General features: G+C 63.4%; 16 protein-coding genes. 9 read left to right on the top strand and 7 right to left on the bottom strand.

Annotated features, from left to right (window positions below; translation table 11 throughout):
- Nucleotides 1–4: 4 nt before the first annotated feature.
- The 4 genes from AS26_RS08100 to AS26_RS14930 form a co-directional block, all read right to left on the bottom strand.
- Complete coding sequence (locus AS26_RS08100; RefSeq protein ID WP_062308235.1) at nt 5–652, bottom strand: hypothetical protein; 648 nt, start codon at nt 650–652, stop codon at nt 5–7.
- A complete protein-coding gene (locus AS26_RS08095) occupies nt 649–1611 on the bottom strand; it encodes a hypothetical protein (RefSeq protein WP_062308231.1) in 963 nt (320 codons plus the stop codon). The genes AS26_RS08100 and AS26_RS08095 overlap by 4 nt, the downstream gene beginning before the upstream one ends.
- Nucleotides 1612–1969: 358 nt before the next feature.
- Complete coding sequence (locus AS26_RS13820; RefSeq protein WP_083516024.1) at nt 1970–2638, bottom strand: ATP-binding cassette domain-containing protein; 669 nt, start codon at nt 2636–2638, stop codon at nt 1970–1972.
- Nucleotides 2639–3063: 425 nt separating this feature from the next.
- A complete protein-coding gene (locus AS26_RS14930; RefSeq protein ID WP_373278166.1) occupies nt 3064–3354 on the bottom strand; it encodes a helix-turn-helix domain-containing protein in 291 nt (96 codons plus the stop codon).
- Nucleotides 3355–3741: 387 nt separating this feature from the next.
- Here AS26_RS14930 and AS26_RS08080 point away from each other — a divergent pair, with 387 nt between their 5' ends.
- Together AS26_RS08080 and AS26_RS08075 are read left to right on the top strand one after the other, a co-directional pair.
- Entirely contained in the window at nt 3742–4107 is a 366-nt protein-coding gene (locus tag AS26_RS08080) for a P-II family nitrogen regulator (protein ID WP_062308220.1), read from the top strand.
- A 3-nt stretch (nt 4108–4110) separates the two neighbouring features.
- Entirely contained in the window at nt 4111–5325 is a 1215-nt protein-coding gene (locus AS26_RS08075) for an ammonium transporter (protein ID WP_062308217.1), read from the top strand.
- Between the two features lie 129 nt (nt 5326–5454).
- Here AS26_RS08075 and AS26_RS08070 read toward each other — a convergent pair whose 3' ends face one another.
- Together AS26_RS08070 and AS26_RS08065 are read right to left on the bottom strand one after the other, a co-directional pair.
- Nucleotides 5455–7521, bottom strand: coding sequence for a beta-galactosidase (locus tag AS26_RS08070; RefSeq protein ID WP_062308214.1), 2067 nt, complete (start codon nt 7519–7521; stop codon nt 5455–5457).
- Between the two features lie 79 nt (nt 7522–7600).
- Entirely contained in the window at nt 7601–8512 is a 912-nt protein-coding gene (locus AS26_RS08065; protein WP_062308211.1) for an AraC family transcriptional regulator, read from the bottom strand.
- A 289-nt stretch (nt 8513–8801) separates the two neighbouring features.
- Here AS26_RS08065 and AS26_RS14675 point away from each other — a divergent pair, with 289 nt between their 5' ends.
- From AS26_RS14675 to AS26_RS08055, 3 genes are all read left to right on the top strand, one after another.
- Nucleotides 8802–10106 (top strand): ABC transporter substrate-binding protein, encoded by a 1305-nt coding sequence (locus AS26_RS14675; RefSeq protein WP_245629675.1) that lies wholly within the window; start codon nt 8802–8804, stop codon nt 10104–10106.
- Nucleotides 10097–10900 carry a hypothetical protein gene (locus AS26_RS14670; RefSeq protein ID WP_245629674.1) on the top strand — a complete coding sequence of 268 codons (804 nt, stop codon included), beginning with the start codon at nt 10097–10099 and terminating at the stop codon, nt 10898–10900. The genes AS26_RS14675 and AS26_RS14670 overlap by 10 nt, the downstream gene beginning before the upstream one ends.
- Before the next feature lie 89 nt (nt 10901–10989).
- Nucleotides 10990–11415 carry a universal stress protein gene (locus AS26_RS08055; protein WP_062308208.1) on the top strand — a complete coding sequence of 142 codons (426 nt, stop codon included), beginning with the start codon at nt 10990–10992 and terminating at the stop codon, nt 11413–11415.
- A gap of 160 nt (nt 11416–11575) precedes the next feature.
- Here AS26_RS08055 and yicI read toward each other — a convergent pair whose 3' ends face one another.
- On the bottom strand, nt 11576–13915 hold the full coding sequence (yicI, locus tag AS26_RS08050; protein ID WP_062308206.1) for an alpha-xylosidase: 2340 nt from the start codon (nt 13913–13915) through the stop codon (nt 11576–11578).
- Nucleotides 13916–14206: 291 nt separating this feature from the next.
- On the opposite strand from yicI, the gene AS26_RS08045 reads away from it, so the two are divergent.
- The 4 genes from AS26_RS08045 (at nt 14207) to AS26_RS14420 (ending at nt 17908) form a co-directional block, all read left to right on the top strand.
- Complete coding sequence (locus AS26_RS08045; RefSeq protein ID WP_062308203.1) at nt 14207–15073, top strand: fumarylacetoacetate hydrolase family protein; 867 nt, start codon at nt 14207–14209, stop codon at nt 15071–15073.
- A 45-nt stretch (nt 15074–15118) separates the two neighbouring features.
- On the top strand, nt 15119–16246 hold the full coding sequence (gene proB, locus AS26_RS08040; protein ID WP_062308201.1) for a glutamate 5-kinase: 1128 nt from the start codon (nt 15119–15121) through the stop codon (nt 16244–16246).
- Complete coding sequence (locus tag AS26_RS08035) at nt 16243–17529, top strand: glutamate-5-semialdehyde dehydrogenase (RefSeq protein ID WP_062308198.1); 1287 nt, start codon at nt 16243–16245, stop codon at nt 17527–17529. Before proB ends, AS26_RS08035 begins: the two co-directional genes overlap by 4 nt.
- Nucleotides 17530–17755: 226 nt before the next feature.
- A complete protein-coding gene (locus AS26_RS14420) occupies nt 17756–17908 on the top strand; it encodes a hypothetical protein (RefSeq protein ID WP_169793479.1) in 153 nt (50 codons plus the stop codon).
- Nucleotides 17909–18900: the final 992 nt, after the last annotated feature.

The raw sequence follows: 18900 nt of genomic DNA, 5'->3' as shown, positions 1-18900 counted from the left end.
CTCCTCACCTTGGTGACATGAGTGACAGAACTTTTTCAGGCGGGGTGACCCATTCGATGGGAGGGCGGTAGGCGTCCGGAAGCTTGTTGATGTTCTGGAGCGCCTGCGGAGAGCGCTTTGCCAGCTGTTCTGCGACGAAACTCGGAACCCAGTCCACTTCGCTCTCCCATTGCGAGTGGGTTGCGCGAGCCTTCATGACGGCAACGGGCCAGCTCGACGGGCGTATTTCGGAGAAAGGCGCGAGCTGTTCCCGGATGTATCCTGACAAATCTGAAGGGATGGCGATGTGCGACGCCTTCGCTGCGCCAACCATCATGGCCAGCGACTGAAGCAGTCCAGAACAACTTTCTTGAAACGACGTTTCGTTAGGAGCGTGAAGGGCAGATTCCATCCCGTCCTGCGTTTGTCGGGTGCTCACATAAAAAAGATAAGCATCCTCGCCGGTCACGGTGTACGAGCCGATTCTGGCCACGACGATGTCTGCGCCGCGTAGACTCTTTGCATGGGTTTCGGCCCACACCTGCTCGGCGGCTTGAAATCTCGTCGCGTCCGAGTGGCGCGTCCAGGCCGGAATGACGACATAATACCCCAGCAGTGCAGCGGCGACGGCTGAACAGAAACCAGTGATGATTAGTGTTCGCATACGATTCACGATTTCACCTCCATGATGGTTTCAGCGGACGAGCAAGTTGGCTCGTTTCTCCCGAGCCTTGAATAAGCCCATGCCGTGTACACGGCGAAGAGCGCCAGTTCGACGATAAGGAAGCCAAACGCAGCGAGTGAGGACGGATTGTAACGTACCAGCGCCCAGTGTGTGCTTGCGCTGCTTCCGAGAAATATTCCAGTTTGGTCTGCGGGTGAAAAAGGATATGCGGTCTGAGCGCCGAGAGCGATGAAGCTTGTACCCCAGGTGAACACGACCCTCGTCATGACGCTCACGTTATTGAACGGATCCAGAGCTGCCAGAATCCATGATAACTTTGGAGAAACCATCAAGGTCAGCGCGGCAAGGATTCGCGGTTCCGTCGTCAGGTGAAGCCACCAAGCCATCCACGCGGACAGCGCACCGAGCGCAAAATTGGACCAAAGCGCGGCAAGTGCGAAGCCCAGGATGGACGTGGTCCACGCGTACAACACGCCTGAAACAGCCAGACGAATCGATAGCATGAAATGGGAGTTCGAGGGCCAGAATCCGTGGAATTCACCGATGCCGAGCGCAAACGCCACGCTCACGACTTCCACGAGGCACGCAAAGGCAAGTAGTGAAACGAGCCTCGTGCAAAGCCATATTCGGATTGCGCCTTGGCGGCGAACGAGGTGCTCGGTGGGCATGGGGGGCCGCCAATCCGCCCACGCCCACAACGCACCCGTCGCAGCCCAGATGGCAACACGAGGAAGGTACGGCGTGGCCGACCACGTGAGAACGTAGGGGATGAGGTACTCCGGACTACAGAATGCTGTCGAATGCTCCCTCTCAGTGGGCGTGCGAGCGATGAAGGCCGGATCGGTGTGCAACTGCCAGGTCAGGTAGATCACGTGTGCAGCGATGGCGAGCCACGGAACCCCGTGACGCCGAATGCGGATCCACTCGGCGTAAATCGGTCGAAACAAGGCGTTTCACTCCTTGACCTCACTCAATTCCTTGAATCTATCTACCGTTCCTCTATCAGGGGATTGAAACCGGATTCCAGTAAGCACGCCGCGGCTCGCGTCAGCACATCGGGCGAGAGATCGAGAAGGATGTGTGTCGGACTTTCGCCTTTTGTGAAGGGAACATGGTGCCGAGAGAGGACGTCTGCCCACATGGAAGAAATTTGACCACCCCTTTCGGCAAGTACTTGCCGAGCAAACGCTTGTCGAGTACCCACGAAGTCAATCGTCTGATTCGCGATTCGGACAACCTGATGGATCATGGCGGGAAAGCCATAAGGAGCGTGTAGAACCATCACCACGTGTTGGGCGTGCGTCTTCAGCGCTCGGGCGATCTCCGTCCACAGTAACTCAAGCCGTAACCGTCCAGCCCCGTGAAAGGCTCGTCAAGCACCCAGATCTCAGGTTCGTGCCATACACTGCATAGGATCCCCAGCTTTTGCCTTTGACCGCGGGAAAACCCCCGAATGCGCCCTTGTGGTACGCCGAAACGGTGCAGCAGCTCCTCGTGACGGGCAGACCATTTTCTCCCGCACAACCGCACGTAGTACGCCAGCATCTCCTTTGCGGTGAGGTGCTCGTAGAAGCCGGGTGGGTCCAGCAACACGCCCGCTTCATAACCCAACCGATTCGCGGGTTTTCCGTTGACGCGGATCTCACCTCGAGTGGGCCTCCATTGTCCAACCATACATCGAAGAAGCGTTGATTTTCCTGAGCCATTGGCTCCAACGACCACGGTGAGGCCAGGTGCAAGCGTCGCGTGGGCATTGCGAAGAATCCAGGATGTTCGAACGCGCTTGTCGACGTGCAGAATTTCAATCAATCGAGAAAAACCCTCCAATACATCGGCGCGGCGCCGCCCGAATGAGCGGCGCACCTCGCAGCGATTCGAATACCTTTGGGTCTTATCCACGGATGTAGGCTGCACTCGTGGGCGCAAGAAACCTTGCCTCGACTTGTTGGCCGTCTTGTCGTTGAACGACCGCATAACCCGTCAGGGTAGCGGTGTAGACCCCGGCGCGAGGAAAGGTGTGGGTATGACTCGTCGACCAGTCCGGAGAATTCTTTTGCCATGGCCAAAAATTCACTGGGCCCGTATGAGAAGCCCCATCGCTGTACGTGATCGTGAAGCTACCTCCGACAATGTTGCCTTGTGTCGAATGCGCGCCGACGTCAGCTGTCCCAACCGTTCCGTAATCCCAATTGAGGTTGCAATACGAGTATCCGGCATTCCCTGACACCGTCGTCTGTGGGACCACTGCGGCGATGGCGACCGTGCTTCCTGCAGATAACCCAAGTAAGACGCTGAGGCTGGTCCATAGCCATTGCTTAGCCGGCATCTAAATCACCCCATACTCAAAGCTTGGCATGACTTTGCTTTTACTGTAACGAGCGATGGATGGAAACATCATATTAGAAATAATTGGAACGATAATCTTGAGAAACTCTCAGCATATAGCCTTCTCCGTAAGCACTTACGATCATGCCGCGTTCTCCGAGGTGATTTCGAAGACGGTAGATGAGGTTGGCTAAATTCTCCCGGCAAGCCGTGGGAGCCTGATTCCATAAGACCTGCATCAGATGACGCGAAGGGACAATGTGGTTGCGCCGAGCGTAGAGTTCTTGCAGCAGTCGCGCCTCCATATCCGACAATGCGATCTTCTTTCCGGAGCGCAAAATCTCTTGCGTTGTCTGGTTCCACACACACCTGGAAGAGAGTCGTACGTAGTCGGACAAATCCAGACTCACCTCAACACCGGGATGTCATGGAGAGCGTCACTTACCAAAGAAGATCATGAAGATCACCATCCATCAAGTGGGAGTCATTATAGCCATCACTATCTTCCAAGTCAACTGGTCCCAGGGAAATGCTAGCTAGTCGAGGTTGTTCGACGGAGGAGTCGCACAAACAGGAGGCCATTGCTGAATGGTCTGAGCCTCCGAACGTGCACACCGATGACAAATCCCCGTGTCGACTTGTATCCGCTTACGTAAACTTAATTTACATATTGCGTAGACAACGGCCGTGTGCAAGATTTACACTGAATCTAGCCCTCGGCGTAACGGCCGAGGCCCCGGGGAGGACGTTTTGTGAAACGCATCGATGCCATCATTCGTCCTGAGAAGCTTCAGACCACCATCAAGGCGCTCCGGCAAGTCAGCGTCACAGGATTCACGGTCATCCCGGTGCAGGGACGCGGTCAGCAGAAAGATGCCATCGGCGTGTATCGCGGGCACGCGTACGACATCAATCTGCACCCGAAGATCAAGTTGGAGATTGTGGTTTCGGACAATTATGTCCCGGCAACCGTTCAGGCGATTATCGGTGCCGCGCAGACGGGCAAGATGGGCGACGGCAAGATCTTCGTCTACGACATCCTCGAGGCCTACAACATTCGGACGGGCGAGATCGACGAGACCATCGACGAGTTGAATCAGAAGAGGGAGGACACCTAGTTCATGTCTTCAGAAGTCGCGCTGAATACTGTCTGGGTGGTCCTCGCGGCCGCCCTCGTCTTGTTCATGGAGGGCGGATTCAGCCTGCTCGAAGCGGGGCTCGTCCGCACGAAGAACGCGGTCAACGTCACCATGAAGGTGTTTGTAGATCTCACCTTCGGCGTCCTCGCGTTCTATCTCGTCGGCGTGCATTTGGCGTTCGGGCGGGACGTCGCCCACCTGTGGGGGTTCGGCGCGGCCATCCCGCCTGCGAACGTTCCGCAGGCCGCCTTCGTTCTGTTCCAGATTGGTTTTGCCATCGCGGCGGCGTCCATCATTTCGGGGGCCGTGGCGGAGCGAATGAAATTCTCCGCCTACGTGATCATCGTTATCCTCGTTTGCGCGCTCGTGTATCCCATCGGGGCGCACTGGGCCTGGGGACCGCACGGTTGGCTCGGGAACCTCGGCATGGAGGACTTTGCCGGATCGGCCGTCATTCACGCGATGGGCGGCTTCATGGCGCTTGGCTTCGCGAAAATGGTGGGACCGCGCGCGCAGCGCTTCAACGCGGATGGCAGCGTCAACGTGTTTGCGCCGAGCAACATCCCGCTCGCGTCGGCGGGGGCGTTCATCCTCGCGTTCGGCTGGATAGGGTTTAACGCCGGCAGCACGCTCGATGCCTACGATCCGCGCCTGTCGAGCGTGGCGCTGAACACCGTCATCGCGGCTGCGGCAGGCGGCGCTGCGGCGGTCCTGGTCACCATGCTCCGGTTCAAGGTGGCGGACCCGAGCATGACGATGAACGGCGTCCTGTCGGGCCTCGTCGCCATCACGGCGGGGTGCGCGTTTGTCTCCCACTGGGCGGCCATCGTCATCGGCACCGTGGCCGGCGTGCTGGTGGTGTTCGCGACGGGCTGGCTCGACACCTGGAAGGTGGACGATCCCGTCGGCGCCTTCGCGGTGCACGGCGCGGGCGGCGTGTGGGGGACGCTGGCGGTGGGCCTGTTTGACGCCGCGCGCGGCCTCCTCACGACGGGCCATGCGCATCTCTTCCTCGTGCAGCTCCTGGCCTGCGTGGTGTACCCGCTGTGGGGATTGCTCACATCACTTGGAATCAGTTGGGTGCTGCAACGCGCGATCGGCTTGCGCGTGCCGGCGGACACCGAAGAGGAGGGCATCGACGTGGTGGCCCACGGCATCCCCGCCTACAACGAACTGGAGCGGTTCACGGATCTGTGAGGATAGGCGGCGCGGGGGCGAGATGGCTCGGCGCGCCGCACCGGAACACGCGGGCGATCCGGCGCGACAGCCGGATCGCCCTTTTCAATTCGAGGCCCTTGTCAGCGCCCTTGCAAGCCGGGCAGGTGCTCACTGCCCTTTCGCCGGCCGCTCGAGCACGCTCACGCCGTAGGCAGGGAGGACCAAGGTGCCATCGACAGGCGCTTCCCCGTACAGGCGGCGATACGACGCGCCGTCGAGGTGCAGTTCCTTCGGAGTGGGCGTGAAATTCATGAGGAAGACGTACTCCACGCCGTCTCCCGAGCGCACCATCGCGCTTGTGCCCTCCGGCAGGTCCGTGGTGACCGCGCGGCGCACCCCGGCTTCCGCCGCGACGCGCGCCATGAAGTCCCGAAGGAAGTCGTCATCCAGCCGCGCCGCCACGTAGTACACGCGCCCCTGCCCGACCCGGTGCACCGTGGCCGCGGGCATGCCGGCGTAGTAGTCCGCCGCGTACACCGCGAGCGGCTCTGCGCCCTCGAGGTGCACCACTTCGCACAGCTCTCTCGCCTCGTATGTGCCTGCGAGTCCCAGGGGATTCCCGTCGACCGCCTGAACGGGTACGCGCTCGCCGTCGTACAGTGCGTCGATCTCCTCCGCCCACACGCCCGCGAGTTCGCGCAGCGGCCCTGGGAAGCCGCCCAGGTGGACGAGGTCGTTCTCATCCACAATCCCGGACCAGTAGGTGAGGACGAGCGTCCCGCCCTGTTCCACGAAGGCGCGCATCCGCTCCGCGACACCGGGGCGAACCATGTAGAGCATGGGCGCCACCACCAACTTGTACCTGTCGAGCCGCTGTTCCTCGTCGATCACGTCCATCGGCACGCCGAGCCGCCACAGCGCGGCGTAGTGCGCGGTCACCGTCTCCTCGTAGTGCATGCCGATGTTGCGCGGGCCTTTGGCGTCCTCGAGCGCCCACCGGTTCTCCCAGTCGAACACGACAGCCGCCTCGGCGTCGATGCCAGCGCCGGCGACGGGCGCGAGCTGCTCGAGCATCTCCCCGACGGCCTGCACGTCGCGGAACACGCGGGTGTTGGCGTGACCGACGTGATCGACCACGGCGCCGTGGAACTTTTCGCAGGACCCGCGGCTCTTGCGCCACTGGAAGTACTGAACGGAGTCGGCGCCGTGTGCCAGAGCCTGGAGCGAGACGAGCACGTGGACGCCTGGGCGCTTTTGTTTGCTCACGGCCTGCCAGTTGGTGACGCTCGGCGTGGACTCCATGAGCAGAAACGGCTTGCGGAGGATGGAGCGATTGAGATCGTGCACCATGGCAGTGTGCACGGCCTCGGGGACGAGCGTCTCATGGGTGTGCCAGCGGGGATAGCTATCCCACGAGATGACGTCGAGCACGCCGCGGAAGCGCCAATAGTTGAGCCCGGGGTAGGTGCCCATGAAGTTCGTGGTCACCGGCAGGCTCGGGTTCACCTCCTTCAGGGGTTCGATTTCATGGCGGCAGAAATCTACCGTCTGATCCGTCACGAACCGCTTCCAGTCGAGGTTGAGCCCGTGAATCGACATCTCGCCGTGCGGCATGGGGGATTCAATCTGCGACCAGTCGGTGTAGGTGTGGCTCCAAAACGGCGTCCACCACGCGTGATTGAGGGCGTCGAGCGTCTTGTATTTCCGCTTCAGCCACGCGCGGAACGCCTCCTGGCAGAGCGGACAGTGGCATTCGCCGCCGTACTCGTTGGAGACGTGCCAGCCGATGACCCCGGGATGGTGGGCGTATCGCTCGGCCAACTTGCGGTTGATGATCCGCACCTTCTCGCGGTAGACGGGCGAGGTGTAACAGTGGTTGTGGCGTCCGCCGTGCCGATTGCGCCGACCGTCCGGGCCCACGCGCAGGACTTCGGGGTATTTGGCCGACAGCCAGGCGGGACGGGCGCCGCTCGGCGTGGCGAGCAAGATGTGGATCCCGGCCTTGGTCAAGCGCTCGATGGTCTCGTCGAGCCAGTCGAACGTGAACACGCCCTCCTCAGGTTCCAGGCTCACCCACGAGAAGATGCCGAGGGAGACGGCGTTCCACTTCGCTTCGCGCATGAGCTTCACGTCCTGCTCCAGCACATCTGGATACGCGAGCCATTGATCCGGATTGTAGTCTCCGCCGTGCAAAAAACCTCGAACGTTCGGGAAAATGGGCCCGTGCTGCGTCATGGTTTGCTCATCCCTTCTTCAAAAGCTGAGGTGGACTCGAGTTCACACGCCGCGCGCCGCACGGCAGCACACTTCGCGTTTACCGCGTCGATCGCGGCACCGGGAGGCGGAGCCAGGCTTTGCGGTACGCGAGCGGCGTGCAGTGCTTGTAGCTGCGAAACACCTTGATGAAGTAGCTCACGTCGTGATACCCGAGGTCCATGCCAATTGCCGTGATGCTGCGATTCGGGTCCTTCAGCAACTCTGCCGCGCGAGCGACGCGACGCTCATTGACGTACTGCATGGGCTTGCGGTGGGTCATCTCCTTAAAAAACCGGCAGAAGTGTCCTTCGCTCATGTTGGCGACGCGCGCCAGGTCCGCGAGCCGAAGCTTCTCCCCCAGGTGTTCGTCGATGTAGGTGAGCACCGCTTTGAGGATCTCGGCGCGGCGGTCGTCCGTCTCGCGCCGCGGGCTCGTCTCCGTCAAAAGACTGGCGTCCACCAACTCGGCCAATACCTGGTACAAGCCGCCCTTGACCCTCAGCTCATAGCCCGTCGGCTGGTCTTCCAGCGCGCGTGCGATGGCGTTGAGGTGAACCGCGAGCTCCTGCCGAATCGGATGTTGCTCGGGGATGACCCCGGGTAGGCGGAGCTTGCCGGACGCAAGCGGCGCGAGGTAGGTTTGCTGGACGCGATCCCCGGACGGGCCTTCGAGGAGATCCAGGCCAAACACAATGGCCTTGCACTCGGACGGACCTTGGTCAGGCGCGGCCATGCTGTGCAGCTCGCCGCCGCTCATGAGCGCCACGCCGCCCTCGGCCAGCACGTGGCGGCGGCTCCCCACCTGGAGGCACACGCGGCCCTTCGTGACCACGATGCATTCGGCCTCGCTGTGCCAGTGCAGATTGACCGTCTGCTGATACGGTCCCGGCGTCAACACCACGTGGTACGCCTGAATGTGGAACGTCGAATCGCCATGCTGCCGGTGTTCCAGGAGATGTACCGCTTCCACTTGAGTCCCTCGCATGCAAGCGATTTCAGAGAGGTGAAGGGGTACCCGAATCTCGCACTCCAGTCCAAGCATGCGCCAGGCAACGAGTTCTGTCAAGACGCGCGCGAGCGTTGAGATGCGCCTCTAAATCAAAATTGTCCGATTTTCCGTCACAATCTTCGCATTCGCTTGGGCTGTACGCGACTAGAATACGGTGCACAGGGAGGGTCCTGCCATCGCGGGCGATGCAAAACGCCGGCGATGAAGGCGCTTCCATGGACGTGATCTCGAAGAAAAGGGGGATGTTACTGTGCGCAGGCGAGTGAAATGGGTGGCGTGTGCAAGTGGGCTTTGTGTGCTTGGCGCAGCGGGGGTTGTATCGGGATGCGGCGCGCAAACCGCACCCCATCCCACCGCGCCCACGATGGCGGCCAGTGTCCAAGCTTCGGCTCGCGGCGTCGTTCGCATCACGTCGCCGACGGGCAGCAACCTGACGACGCTCGATCCTTCGCAGTGGGGGCCGCAAATCCTGGTCGACCAGGGAACCATCATGGAGGGGCTGTTCGTCTACAATCAACAAAATCAGATTGTGCCCAAGCTCTGCGCGGGCTACACGCTCTCCAAGGATGGGCTCACGTGGACGTTCCAGATCCGCCGCGATGCGCGTTGGTCGAACGGCCAGCCGGTCACGGCCTATGACTTCTATTACGCCTACATGCGCCAGCTGTCGCCGGCCAATCCGAACGGCCAGCTGTGGCTGAGCGTCCTGAACGTCGTGAAGAACGCCTACGCGTACCACGCAGGCACGGTGCCGCTGAGCCAACTCGGGCTCAAGGTTTTGGGGCCCTACACGCTGCAGATCACCACCTCCGTGCCCCACTACATCCTGGGCGATCTCGCCGAGGCCGGATCGATGCCCATCAACGAGCAGGTGGCCAAGGCCCATCCCACCGACTGGTTCATGCCGCGTTACTTCGTGAGCGACGCGCCGTTCACCGTCAAGTCGTTCACGCCGAACGGGACGCTGGTGTTGGTGCGCAACCCGAAGTACGTGGGGCATCCGGGCGAGGTCAACGAGGGCAACGCGCAGGAAATCGATGTGGTGCCGGGGACGAGCGTGCCGGTGGAAGACTTCATGGCCAACAAGGTCGACGTGGTCGAGGTGGGCATGCCCTCCGACCTTCAGTACGTGAAGACGCATCCCGCGCTCGTCGCACAGCTTCACAAAGCGCCGGATTACGCCGTGACCTACCTGCAGTACGACAACTCCGCCGTGCCGTCGCCGCTCACGAATCCGCTCGTGCGCCAGGCCATCGCGGAGGCCATCCAGCGCGCGCCCATCGTGCAGGACGTGCTCGGCGGCATGGCCGGCACCACCACGACGTTCTCGGTTCCCGGCTGGCCGACGGCGAAGTACGAGCACGGCCTTCCGGAGAACGTCGCCCAGGCGCGCGCCCTGCTCGCGAAGGCCGGTTATCCCGGCGGCAAAGGCTTCCCGACCCTGTACCTGTACGCCGAGGTGCCGTCGTCCAACCCCCAGCTCGTGCCGGTGGCGGAGGCGGTGGGCAAGAGCTGCAACAGAACCTCGGGATCCACACGAAGATTGTGCAGCTGAACAGCACGGAATGGGGCAATTTGACCTACGGCGGGCCGCAGAAAGGGATTCAGCCCGGGTATAACGTCGCGGTCGGCGGGACCAATGACATGGATCCGGCCTCGCTCAACCTGGGCGGAGACCAGGGCGTGTACTGGCCAGGAACCTACGGCTACTCCATCGCGTTCGTCCAGCACGTGCTCCCCTGGTACAACACGCCGTACGATCCGGCCTCGATTCAGAAGTACGGCGATCCGAATAACCCGAACATGGGGGTCAGCTGGAGCCAATGGGCGCCCCTGGTGAAGGCTGCGCAGGCAGATATCGCGTACCTGAACCGCTGGACGGCCGAGCAGCCCGCGGCGTGGAGGAAGATCATGGACCCGCCGGGATCGCCCACGCTGACCGAGCAGTGGAACCAGATTGTCCAGCAGTTCAAGCAGGCGAAGACCGCGGCGGCGAAACACGCCGCGTGGGTGGAGGCTTGGAAGTTTGTCGCGCCCTACTCGGAGGGTTCTGGCGGCGGCGGGATCAACACAGGGAGCCTGGATGTGCAGGTGTACTGGGACGAACACGAGTCAAACGACGTGCGCAACTGGCGCATGTGGCAGGCAGAGTACCAGAACAGCCCCGACATGTTCTCTTCGGCGGCCACGGCGGCGAAGCTGATGACGCAGCTCATTCAGCAGGGCTACACCATCCCGCTCTACTACGCGGAGACCTACTACCTCGAGCGCACGGGCATCACGGGGGCGCAGCCGAACCCGTGGTCCTGGGGCGGATTCTACCAAATGCAGTACCTGTCTGTCCGTTGACGCGATCCGCGCGCTCGGCCGCGTGATAGACTGAGGGGTAGAGGGGCGCCAAGTCCGCTTGGCGCCCGACGAGGAGAGGAGGCGCGGCCGTGAACCACATCGTGTGGGCGGTGGACGGATCGGACTGTGCGTGGCGGGCTGGCGAGATGGTGCAGACGTTTTTGGACAAGTGGCCGGAGGCGCGGCTGACGGCCGTGTTTGTGCACGTGCCCGCGGTGCCGACGTCGGAGTGGACGGCGGAGTACGCGGTGCAGATGGAGCGCGAGGCGGAGAAGCTCGCGGGGGACCTCAAGCGCCAGGTGGAGGAGCGGTTTTCGGCGTACGGATCCAGGGTGGCGTTCCGGGTCGAGCACGGCTCGCCGGCCGAGCGCATCGTGCACGCGGCAACTGACGTGGGGGCCGATCTCGTCGTGGTCGGATCGCACGGCAAAAAGGCGGTGGACCGGTTGCTCATGGGTAGCGTGAGCACGGCCGTCTTGCACCGGGCGAAACAGGCGGTCCTCGTGGTGCGCTGACCCTCATGGCGCGCGAGCCCATCCCGTGGCGGTCCAGATGGACCCTTGGGATGGGCTCGTGGCGCGTGCGGGCGGCAACCGGGGGCCGCATCGAGGCGAAGGCCGGATCGCGCGAGCCCTGTCTGGCGGTTTGCGCAGGGAGCGGGGGAGGACGCGCCACCTAATCTTCCAACCACGTGCGTTGGATGCCTGCGATCCGCACGGCCTCGCTGGGGTGGTGAGGGACGAGGAGGACGCCTTGCTCGGACGCGCGCCATGTGGCTCCTTCGACGCGGAGGGCTCCCGGCTCCTTCAGCCCGTGCAGCACAGCGGTCCACGCGTGCGCGCATGCGTGTGGCGCAAGGACGAGCTGTCCGTCTTCCCAAGCGGCTTCGATGTGGCCGGCAGAGCGGCCGTCGTCATCGAAGAGATGGCAGACGCTTCGTTGCCCTGGTCGCAGAGGATAGACGTGGAGGGCGAGCCCTTCGCTCGGCAAGGCTTCGGGTTTTGTCGGATGGTCCTGCATGGCGAGGATGCTGCCTTCCCGCACGTAGAGCGGCAAGCTGAAGAAGCCGTGCTGCTCTCGGTACCATCGGCCGCCCTGCCTTGTCTCGCCGCTCGTGAGGTGCGTCCAGCGCCCTTCGGGGAGGTAATAGGTGACCTCGCCGGACGCCGAGAAGACCGGGGCGACGAGCAGCGATGGGCCGAGCATGTATTGGCGATCCAGCGGCTCACAGGTCGGATCGCCCGGAAACTCGAGCATCATGGGGCGGAGCACCGGTACGCCGGTGCGGTGGGCCTCGACGGCGCACGACCACAGATACGGCATGAGCCGGAGCTTTAAGCGCGTGAAATGGCGCAGGATGTCCACCGATTCCTCGTCGAACAGCCAGGGCACGCGGTAGGATCCGCTGCCGTGCAGCCGGCTGTGGCTGGACAACAGCCCGAAGGCAATCCAGCGCTTGTACAGGTGCGCGGGGGCGGTGTCCTCAAATCCGCCGATGTCGTGGCTCCAGAAGCCGAAGCCGGACAGCGCGAGGCTCAGGCCGCCGCGGAGCGTCTCCGCCATGGATTCGTAGGTGGCCCGGCAGTCGCCGCCCCAGTGGACCGGGAAGCGCTGGCTGCCGGCCGTGCCGGATCGCGCGAAGACCACGGCGTCCTGCTGACCGCGCTCGCAGAGGACCTCCCATACCACCTCGTTGTACAGGTAGCTGTAGAAGTTGTGCATCTTGTGCGGGTCCGATCCGTCGTGATACACCACGTCGGTCGGGATGCGCTCGCCGAAGTCCGTCTTGAAGGCATCTACGCCCATCTCGAGCAATCGGCGCAGATGGGACTGATACCAGCGGCGCGCGTCCGGGTTGGTGAAATCCACGATGCCCATGCCCGGCTGCCACAAGTCCCACTGCCACACGTCGCCGTTGGGCCGCTTGAGCAAGTACCCGCGCGCCGTGGCCTCGAGAAAGAGCGGCGATTTCTGCGCGATGTACGGGTTGATCCAGACGCAGATGCGCAGCCCGCGGGCTTTGAGCCGCGCGAGCATGCCCTCGGGATCTGGGAAGCAAGCGGTGTCCCAGGCGAAGTTGCACCATTCGTAGGGCTTCATCCAGAAACAATCGAAATGAAACACGCTTACCGGGATGCCACGCGAGGCCATGCCGTCGACGAACTGGCTGACCGTCTGCTCGTCGTAGTCCGTCGTGAAGGACGTCGAGAGCCATAGCCCAAAGGACCAGATGGGCGGGAGGGCCGGCCGACCGGTGAGCGCCGTGTATCGCTCCAACACAACCTTCGGCCCGCCGCCGCCGATGACGAAGTAGTCGAGCCGCTCCCCTTCGACGCTGAACTGGACCTTCGAGACGAATTCAGTGCCAATCTCAAACGAGACGCATTCGGGATGGTTGACAAACACGCCGTAGCCCCGGTTGGTGAGGTAAAACGGCACGTTCTTGTACGCCTGGTCCGATCCCGTCCCCCCGTCCCGGTTCCAGATGTCAACCGACTGGCCGTTTTTGACAAACGCCGTGAAGCGCTCGCCGAGGCCGTACACGTTTTCGCCGACGGACAATTGCAATTGGCCGCGCATGTGGGGCTGGCCGTGATCGACGATGTACGCGGCCGAGCGAGGGCCGCTTTCGGTGAGCAGGCGGCCGCCTTCGTAAAAGGCGATGGACCAGGGGGACAGCCGCACGCGGGCCTCCATCTCGCCGGAGGTCAGGATGACCTCGGTCTCCGTCGCCTCCACAGCAAACGGCTGGGGATGGAGCGCGAGCGGGAAATGGGGCCCGCGGTCGGCGTGGCCGAGGAAGTGATGCTGCTCCACGCGCACCATGCCGGGGCGGGGGAAGGAGATGCGGCAGGTGAGCATGGGGCCGTCGAGCATGTGGCCGCGGTGCGCCACGGGGCGGCAGGCGACGAAGAAAAGGACGCCGTCTCCATCCTGGCGCCAGTCCTGCACGGACAGGCCGGGGTGGATGGAGACGCCGTCGCGGACGAGCCAGTTGCCGTCGGTGAATTTCATGGAGGTCACTCCTTGTCAAGCGCCGAACCTGGGTTGTGCCTGCATTGTAGCAGAGGATTTTGAGGGTGTACGGCAATATCTTGCGGAACCCATTCGATTTGATGGGGTGATTTTGATGCGCGCGCAAGCGCCAGCCCGTGTGCCTTTACCCAAGGGGCCGCAGTTCGGGCGCGCATGGCTGCGCGGCGCGCGTTCTCGCGTTTGCGTTGAAAGCTCGGAATCGCCGCGGTGCGCGCGAATTTGTTACAATGGCGGCAGTGTAACGCCACGGTGACAAGGGAGAGAATGGCCATGAAGCTCTGCACGTACCGGGAGGGAGACGCGCTGCGGCTCGGGCTCGTGCGCGGCGACGAGGTCGTGGACGTCGCGTCGAGCGCGAAGCGGCTTGGCGTGACCGTGCCGGATGCGATGGAGGACGTGATTGCGGCCTATGCGTCGTGCCGGGCTGCGCTCGAGCGCGTGGAAGCCGAGGGCGTGTCGGCCGGCAGGCTCTCGGATCTGCGGCTCGCACCGCCCGTGACGCGCCCGCAGAAGATCCTGTGCGTGGGGCTCAATTACCGCAAGCACGCCGAGGAGGCGAAGATGCCGATTCCCTCGTCGCCCGTGTATTTCGCCAAATTTGTGAACAGTCTGGCTGGACATGGGGACGAGATCGCCATTCCCGAGGTGGCCCGCGAGGTGGACTACGAGGTGGAGCTCGTGGCGGTCATCGGGCGGCGATGCCGGAATCTGTCGGAAGAGGAGGCGCTTGGGGCGGTCTTCGGCTACGCGGTGGGGAACGATTTGAGCGCCCGGGATCTGCAGATGCGCGCGTCGCAGTGGCTCTACGGCAAGGCCATTGACGGCTTTGCGTCGCTTGGACCGTACATCGCGACGGCCGACGAGGTGGGAGATCCGCAGCAACTCGGGCTGCGCCTTTACCTGAACGGCGAACTGCGCCAGAACTCCACCACGGCGGACATGATCTTCTCGGTGGCGCACGTCATTGCGGACCTTTCCCGCATCATGACCCTTGAGCCGGGCGATCTCGTCTACACCGGCACGCCGGAGGGCGTGATCTTGGGCCGGGCGGAGAAGGTGTGGCTGAAGCCCGGGGATGTGGTGGCCTGTGAAATCGATGGCCTTGGGCGGCTCGAGAACCGGCTGGTGGCAGGCTGAGGCGTGCTTGGCACACGAAGCGGATGAGATTTGGGAGATGAAAGCATGTCGAGGGATGGTCGTGGGCGCAGGCGCGTGGTGGTGAAGATTGGGTCGAGCTCGCTCACGGAAGCGGACGGATCGCTCGCTCTGGCGCGGATGCGGCAGATGGCGGCCGACATGGCGTGGCTCGAGCGCGAGATGGGCTGCCAGTTCGTGCTCGTCTCCTCGGGCGCCATCGCGGTGGGGCTCGGCAGGCTCGGTTGGCAGCGCGCGCATATTTCCATGCCGGAGAAGCAGGCGGCGGCCGCGGTGGGCCAGGTGCTCCTCATGGAGCAGTATGAGCGGCTGTTCGCTGAGCACGGCATCGCGGTGGGCCAGATCCTCATGACGCGCGCGGACGTGGAGGATCGGAAGCGGTTTGTCAACATCCGCAACACGGTCATGGCCCTGCTGCAGCACGGCGTCATGCCCATCATCAACGAGAACGACACCGTGGCGGTGGACGAGATCCGGTTTGGCGATAACGACACGCTGGCGGCGCTCGTCGCGCTGGTGGCCGAGGCGGAGAAACTCGTCTTGCTCACCGACATCGATGGTCTCTACACCGCCAACCCCCGGCGCGATCCGACCGCAACCCGGATCCGCGAGGTCGTGGCCATCACGGACGAGATCGAGCGCATCGCGGGCGGGGCGGGCTCGAGCGTGGGCACGGGCGGGATGCGGACGAAGATCCAGGCGGCGAAAATTGCGACGCAGTCGGGCGTCGAGGTGATTATCGCGCATCGGGACGAGCCGAAGGTGCTCGAGCGCGTGCTTCGCGGCGAGCCGGTGGGCACGCGGTTTCTGGCGGCGCCGGAGCCGGTCAGCCTGCGCAAGTCGTGGCTGTTGCACGCGCCGAAGCCGGAAGGGGTTCTGCAGGTGGATCACGGCGCCATGCACGCGCTCATCGCGGGCGGGAAGAGCCTGCTTCTGCCTGGCCTTGTCCAGGTGCACGGCGAGTTTCAGGAGGGTGCGGTGGTGGAGCTCGTGGGACCCAGCGGCGCGGCGTTCGGAAAAGGCATTTCCAACTTTTCTTCGCGCGATCTCGCCGAGTGGCTCGAGAAAAAGCGCGCGGGCGAGGACGTGCACGCGCTCAACGAAGTGGTGCACCGCAACGATATGGTGATCTGGACGGAGGCGACGGCGGGATGAGTGTCGACACGAAGGCGGAACTGGTGGCGTCGGTTCAAGCCACCCTGCGGGCCGCGCAAACGGCGAAGCGCAGGCTGGCCACGGCGCCGACGCGCGTGAAGAACGAGGCGCTGCAGCACATGGCGGACGCCATCTGGGCGAGCAGGAGCGAGATTTTGGCCGCGAACGCGGCAGACGTGGACGCGGCCGTGCGGGACGGACAGCCCGCGGCCCGCGTGGACCGGCTGAAGCTCGACGAGGCGCGGCTTCAGCAGATCATCGCGGGCGTGCGCGAGGTGGAGGCGCTCCCGGATCCGGTGGGGGAAGAGGTGGAGCGCATCCTGCGCCCGAACGGCCTCGACATCCGCAAGGTGCGCGTGCCGATGGGCGTGATCGCCATGATCTACGAGGCGCGGCCGAACGTCACGGTCGACGCGGCGGCGCTTGCGGTGAAGACAGGCAATGTGGCGGTGCTGCGCGGGGGCAGCGAGGCGCTTCGGTCCAACCAAGCGCTCGTGGCGGCCATTCACGACGGCCTGCGGCAGGCGGGGCTTCCGGAAGCGGCGGTGTCGCTCGTGGCCCACACCGACCGGGATGCTGTCGATGTGCTCATCCGCGCGCGGGGGCTCGTCGATCTCGCCATTCCCCGCGGAGGCGCGGGGTTGATTCGCCGTGTGGTGGAGAACGCGGCGGTGCCGGTGATCGAGACGGGCGTGGGGAACTGCCACGTCTACGTCGATCGCGCCGCAAACCCGGAGATGGCCACGCGCATCGTGGTGAATGCGAAGACGCAGCGCCCGTCCGTGTGCAACGCGGCGGAGACGCTGCTCGTGCACGCGGAAATTGCGGATGCGTGGCTTCCGGACGCGGCGCGGGCGCTGGAGGCGCGTGGCGTGGAGTTGCGGGCGTGTCCGCGGGCGATGGACGTGTTGCAGCGCGCCGGCATCTCGGCGGTGCCGGCGCAGGAGGCGGACTGGGAGACGGAGTACCTGGACCTCATCCTGGCCGTGCGCGTGGTGGACACGCTCGAGGACGCGATCGCGCACATCGAACGATACGGGACGCAGCACTCGGAGGTCATTGTGACGGAGGATGAGGAGGCGGCGCGGGTGTTTCTGGCTTCGGTGGACGCGGCGGCGGTGTACCACAACGCGTCGAGCCGATTCACGGACGGATTTGAGTTTGGATTTGGGGCCGAGATCGGCATCTCGACGCAGAAGATGCACGCCCGCGGCCCGATGGGCCTGCGCGAGCTGACGAGCTACAAGTACGTGGTGTACGGGCACGGGCAGGTGCGCGAGTAGCACAGCCTGGTGGTTGGATGGCACCTGCGCCCGGGATGGTTTGGAGCGGGCTGTCCGTGCCGGCGGCGCGTTAGCCGCGGAGCTTCGCAAGCAGGAGGCGAATCGGCGGCGCGGGCCCATTCGCGGCGCGGCACGGCGAGAGCGGAGGCCGCGGAGGGCGACTGTCGTCTGTGGCGCGCGCGGCCGCTCCGTACGATGGACCATCTTGCGCGAAAGGGGTAGGTCCATGGGTACGTTTGGCGGCTACACGCGCTGGGCTGTGGTGTTTCTCATCATCTTCGTGCTGTTCTTCCTGTTAGTCCCCGCGGTGGGCGTGGCTCCGGCGCCGAGCTGTGGGTGCGGCGTCGGCACCGGCGTGGGTGCGTACGGGGTGTATTGAAAGCAAGGCAGGCACGAGGAGCCCTGGGTGAACAGGCCCGGGGCTCGTCCGTCGCAGCGGATGTAGGTGGCGCAAGATCACTCGACAAGCGCCAACCGTGAACGTGAATCTTGCTTGCGCACAGCGAATTCCTCGAGTGGAGACAAGCCCTGACGGAACCTTTGGCTTCTATCGTCGAATCCGCGCCCCGGGCGCGAGAATCGTGGCATCGGCATGTGAGGCACAAGTGGACCATGACAGCCGTGATCCTGGGACTTAAGCACACGTTCGAGGACTTCGTCTTATGGGGATTCGGCCTTCGCGTGTGCCTTTGGCGTACGCGATCAGATACCGCACCAGCGCGTAGATGGCATCGACAATGCCGGCGCCCATAAGCGTCTCAGAGGTCCACACACCACAGAATTCAAAATCTTCTGATGGCGAATGAGAGGAATCTTCTCCGAAACCACGAAAAAGACCGCTCTCAGAAACCGACCCATCGAAGTTTGTCAAGCAACGAAAGGTACTTCACAGCCTCCGGTGGATTGGGCTTCGTCAGTCTTGCTGACCATTTCACCCATTCGAACACTCCCACTTTACAGAATCTCGCATGGTGCACGGTTCAACAGAAGCCTATGTCTAGATGCTGGTTTCATTGGGGCCGCCGACGATCTCGGCGGAGCAACTCTATGCAGAAGATGGTGAAGGATATGTGGGATCAGCTTCAATGGGGCCGCCGACGATCTCGGCGGAGCAACACAGACTTCACTGCTGGTATATTAGACAGACAACAAGCTTCAATGGGGCCGCCGACGATCTCGGCGGAGCAACTCCTACCGGGCCTCAGCAGAGCTCAGGGCCTACATCGCTTCAATGGGGCCGCCGACGATCTCGGCGGAGCAACCGGACGAGTTCGTGTTTGTCACCGTTGGCTTTCGCCCGCTTCAATGGGGCCGCCGACGATCTCGGCGGAGCAACGGTTGCGTCGCTTGACGCGCTAGAAGAGTACATTG

This window comes from Alicyclobacillus sendaiensis NBRC 100866 (genome assembly GCF_001552675.1).
Taxonomy (GTDB): Bacteria; Bacillota; Bacilli; order Alicyclobacillales; family Alicyclobacillaceae; genus Alicyclobacillus; species Alicyclobacillus sendaiensis.
The sequence above is the reverse complement of the archived record's forward strand: the minus strand, read 5'-3'. Positions and strand labels throughout refer to the sequence as shown.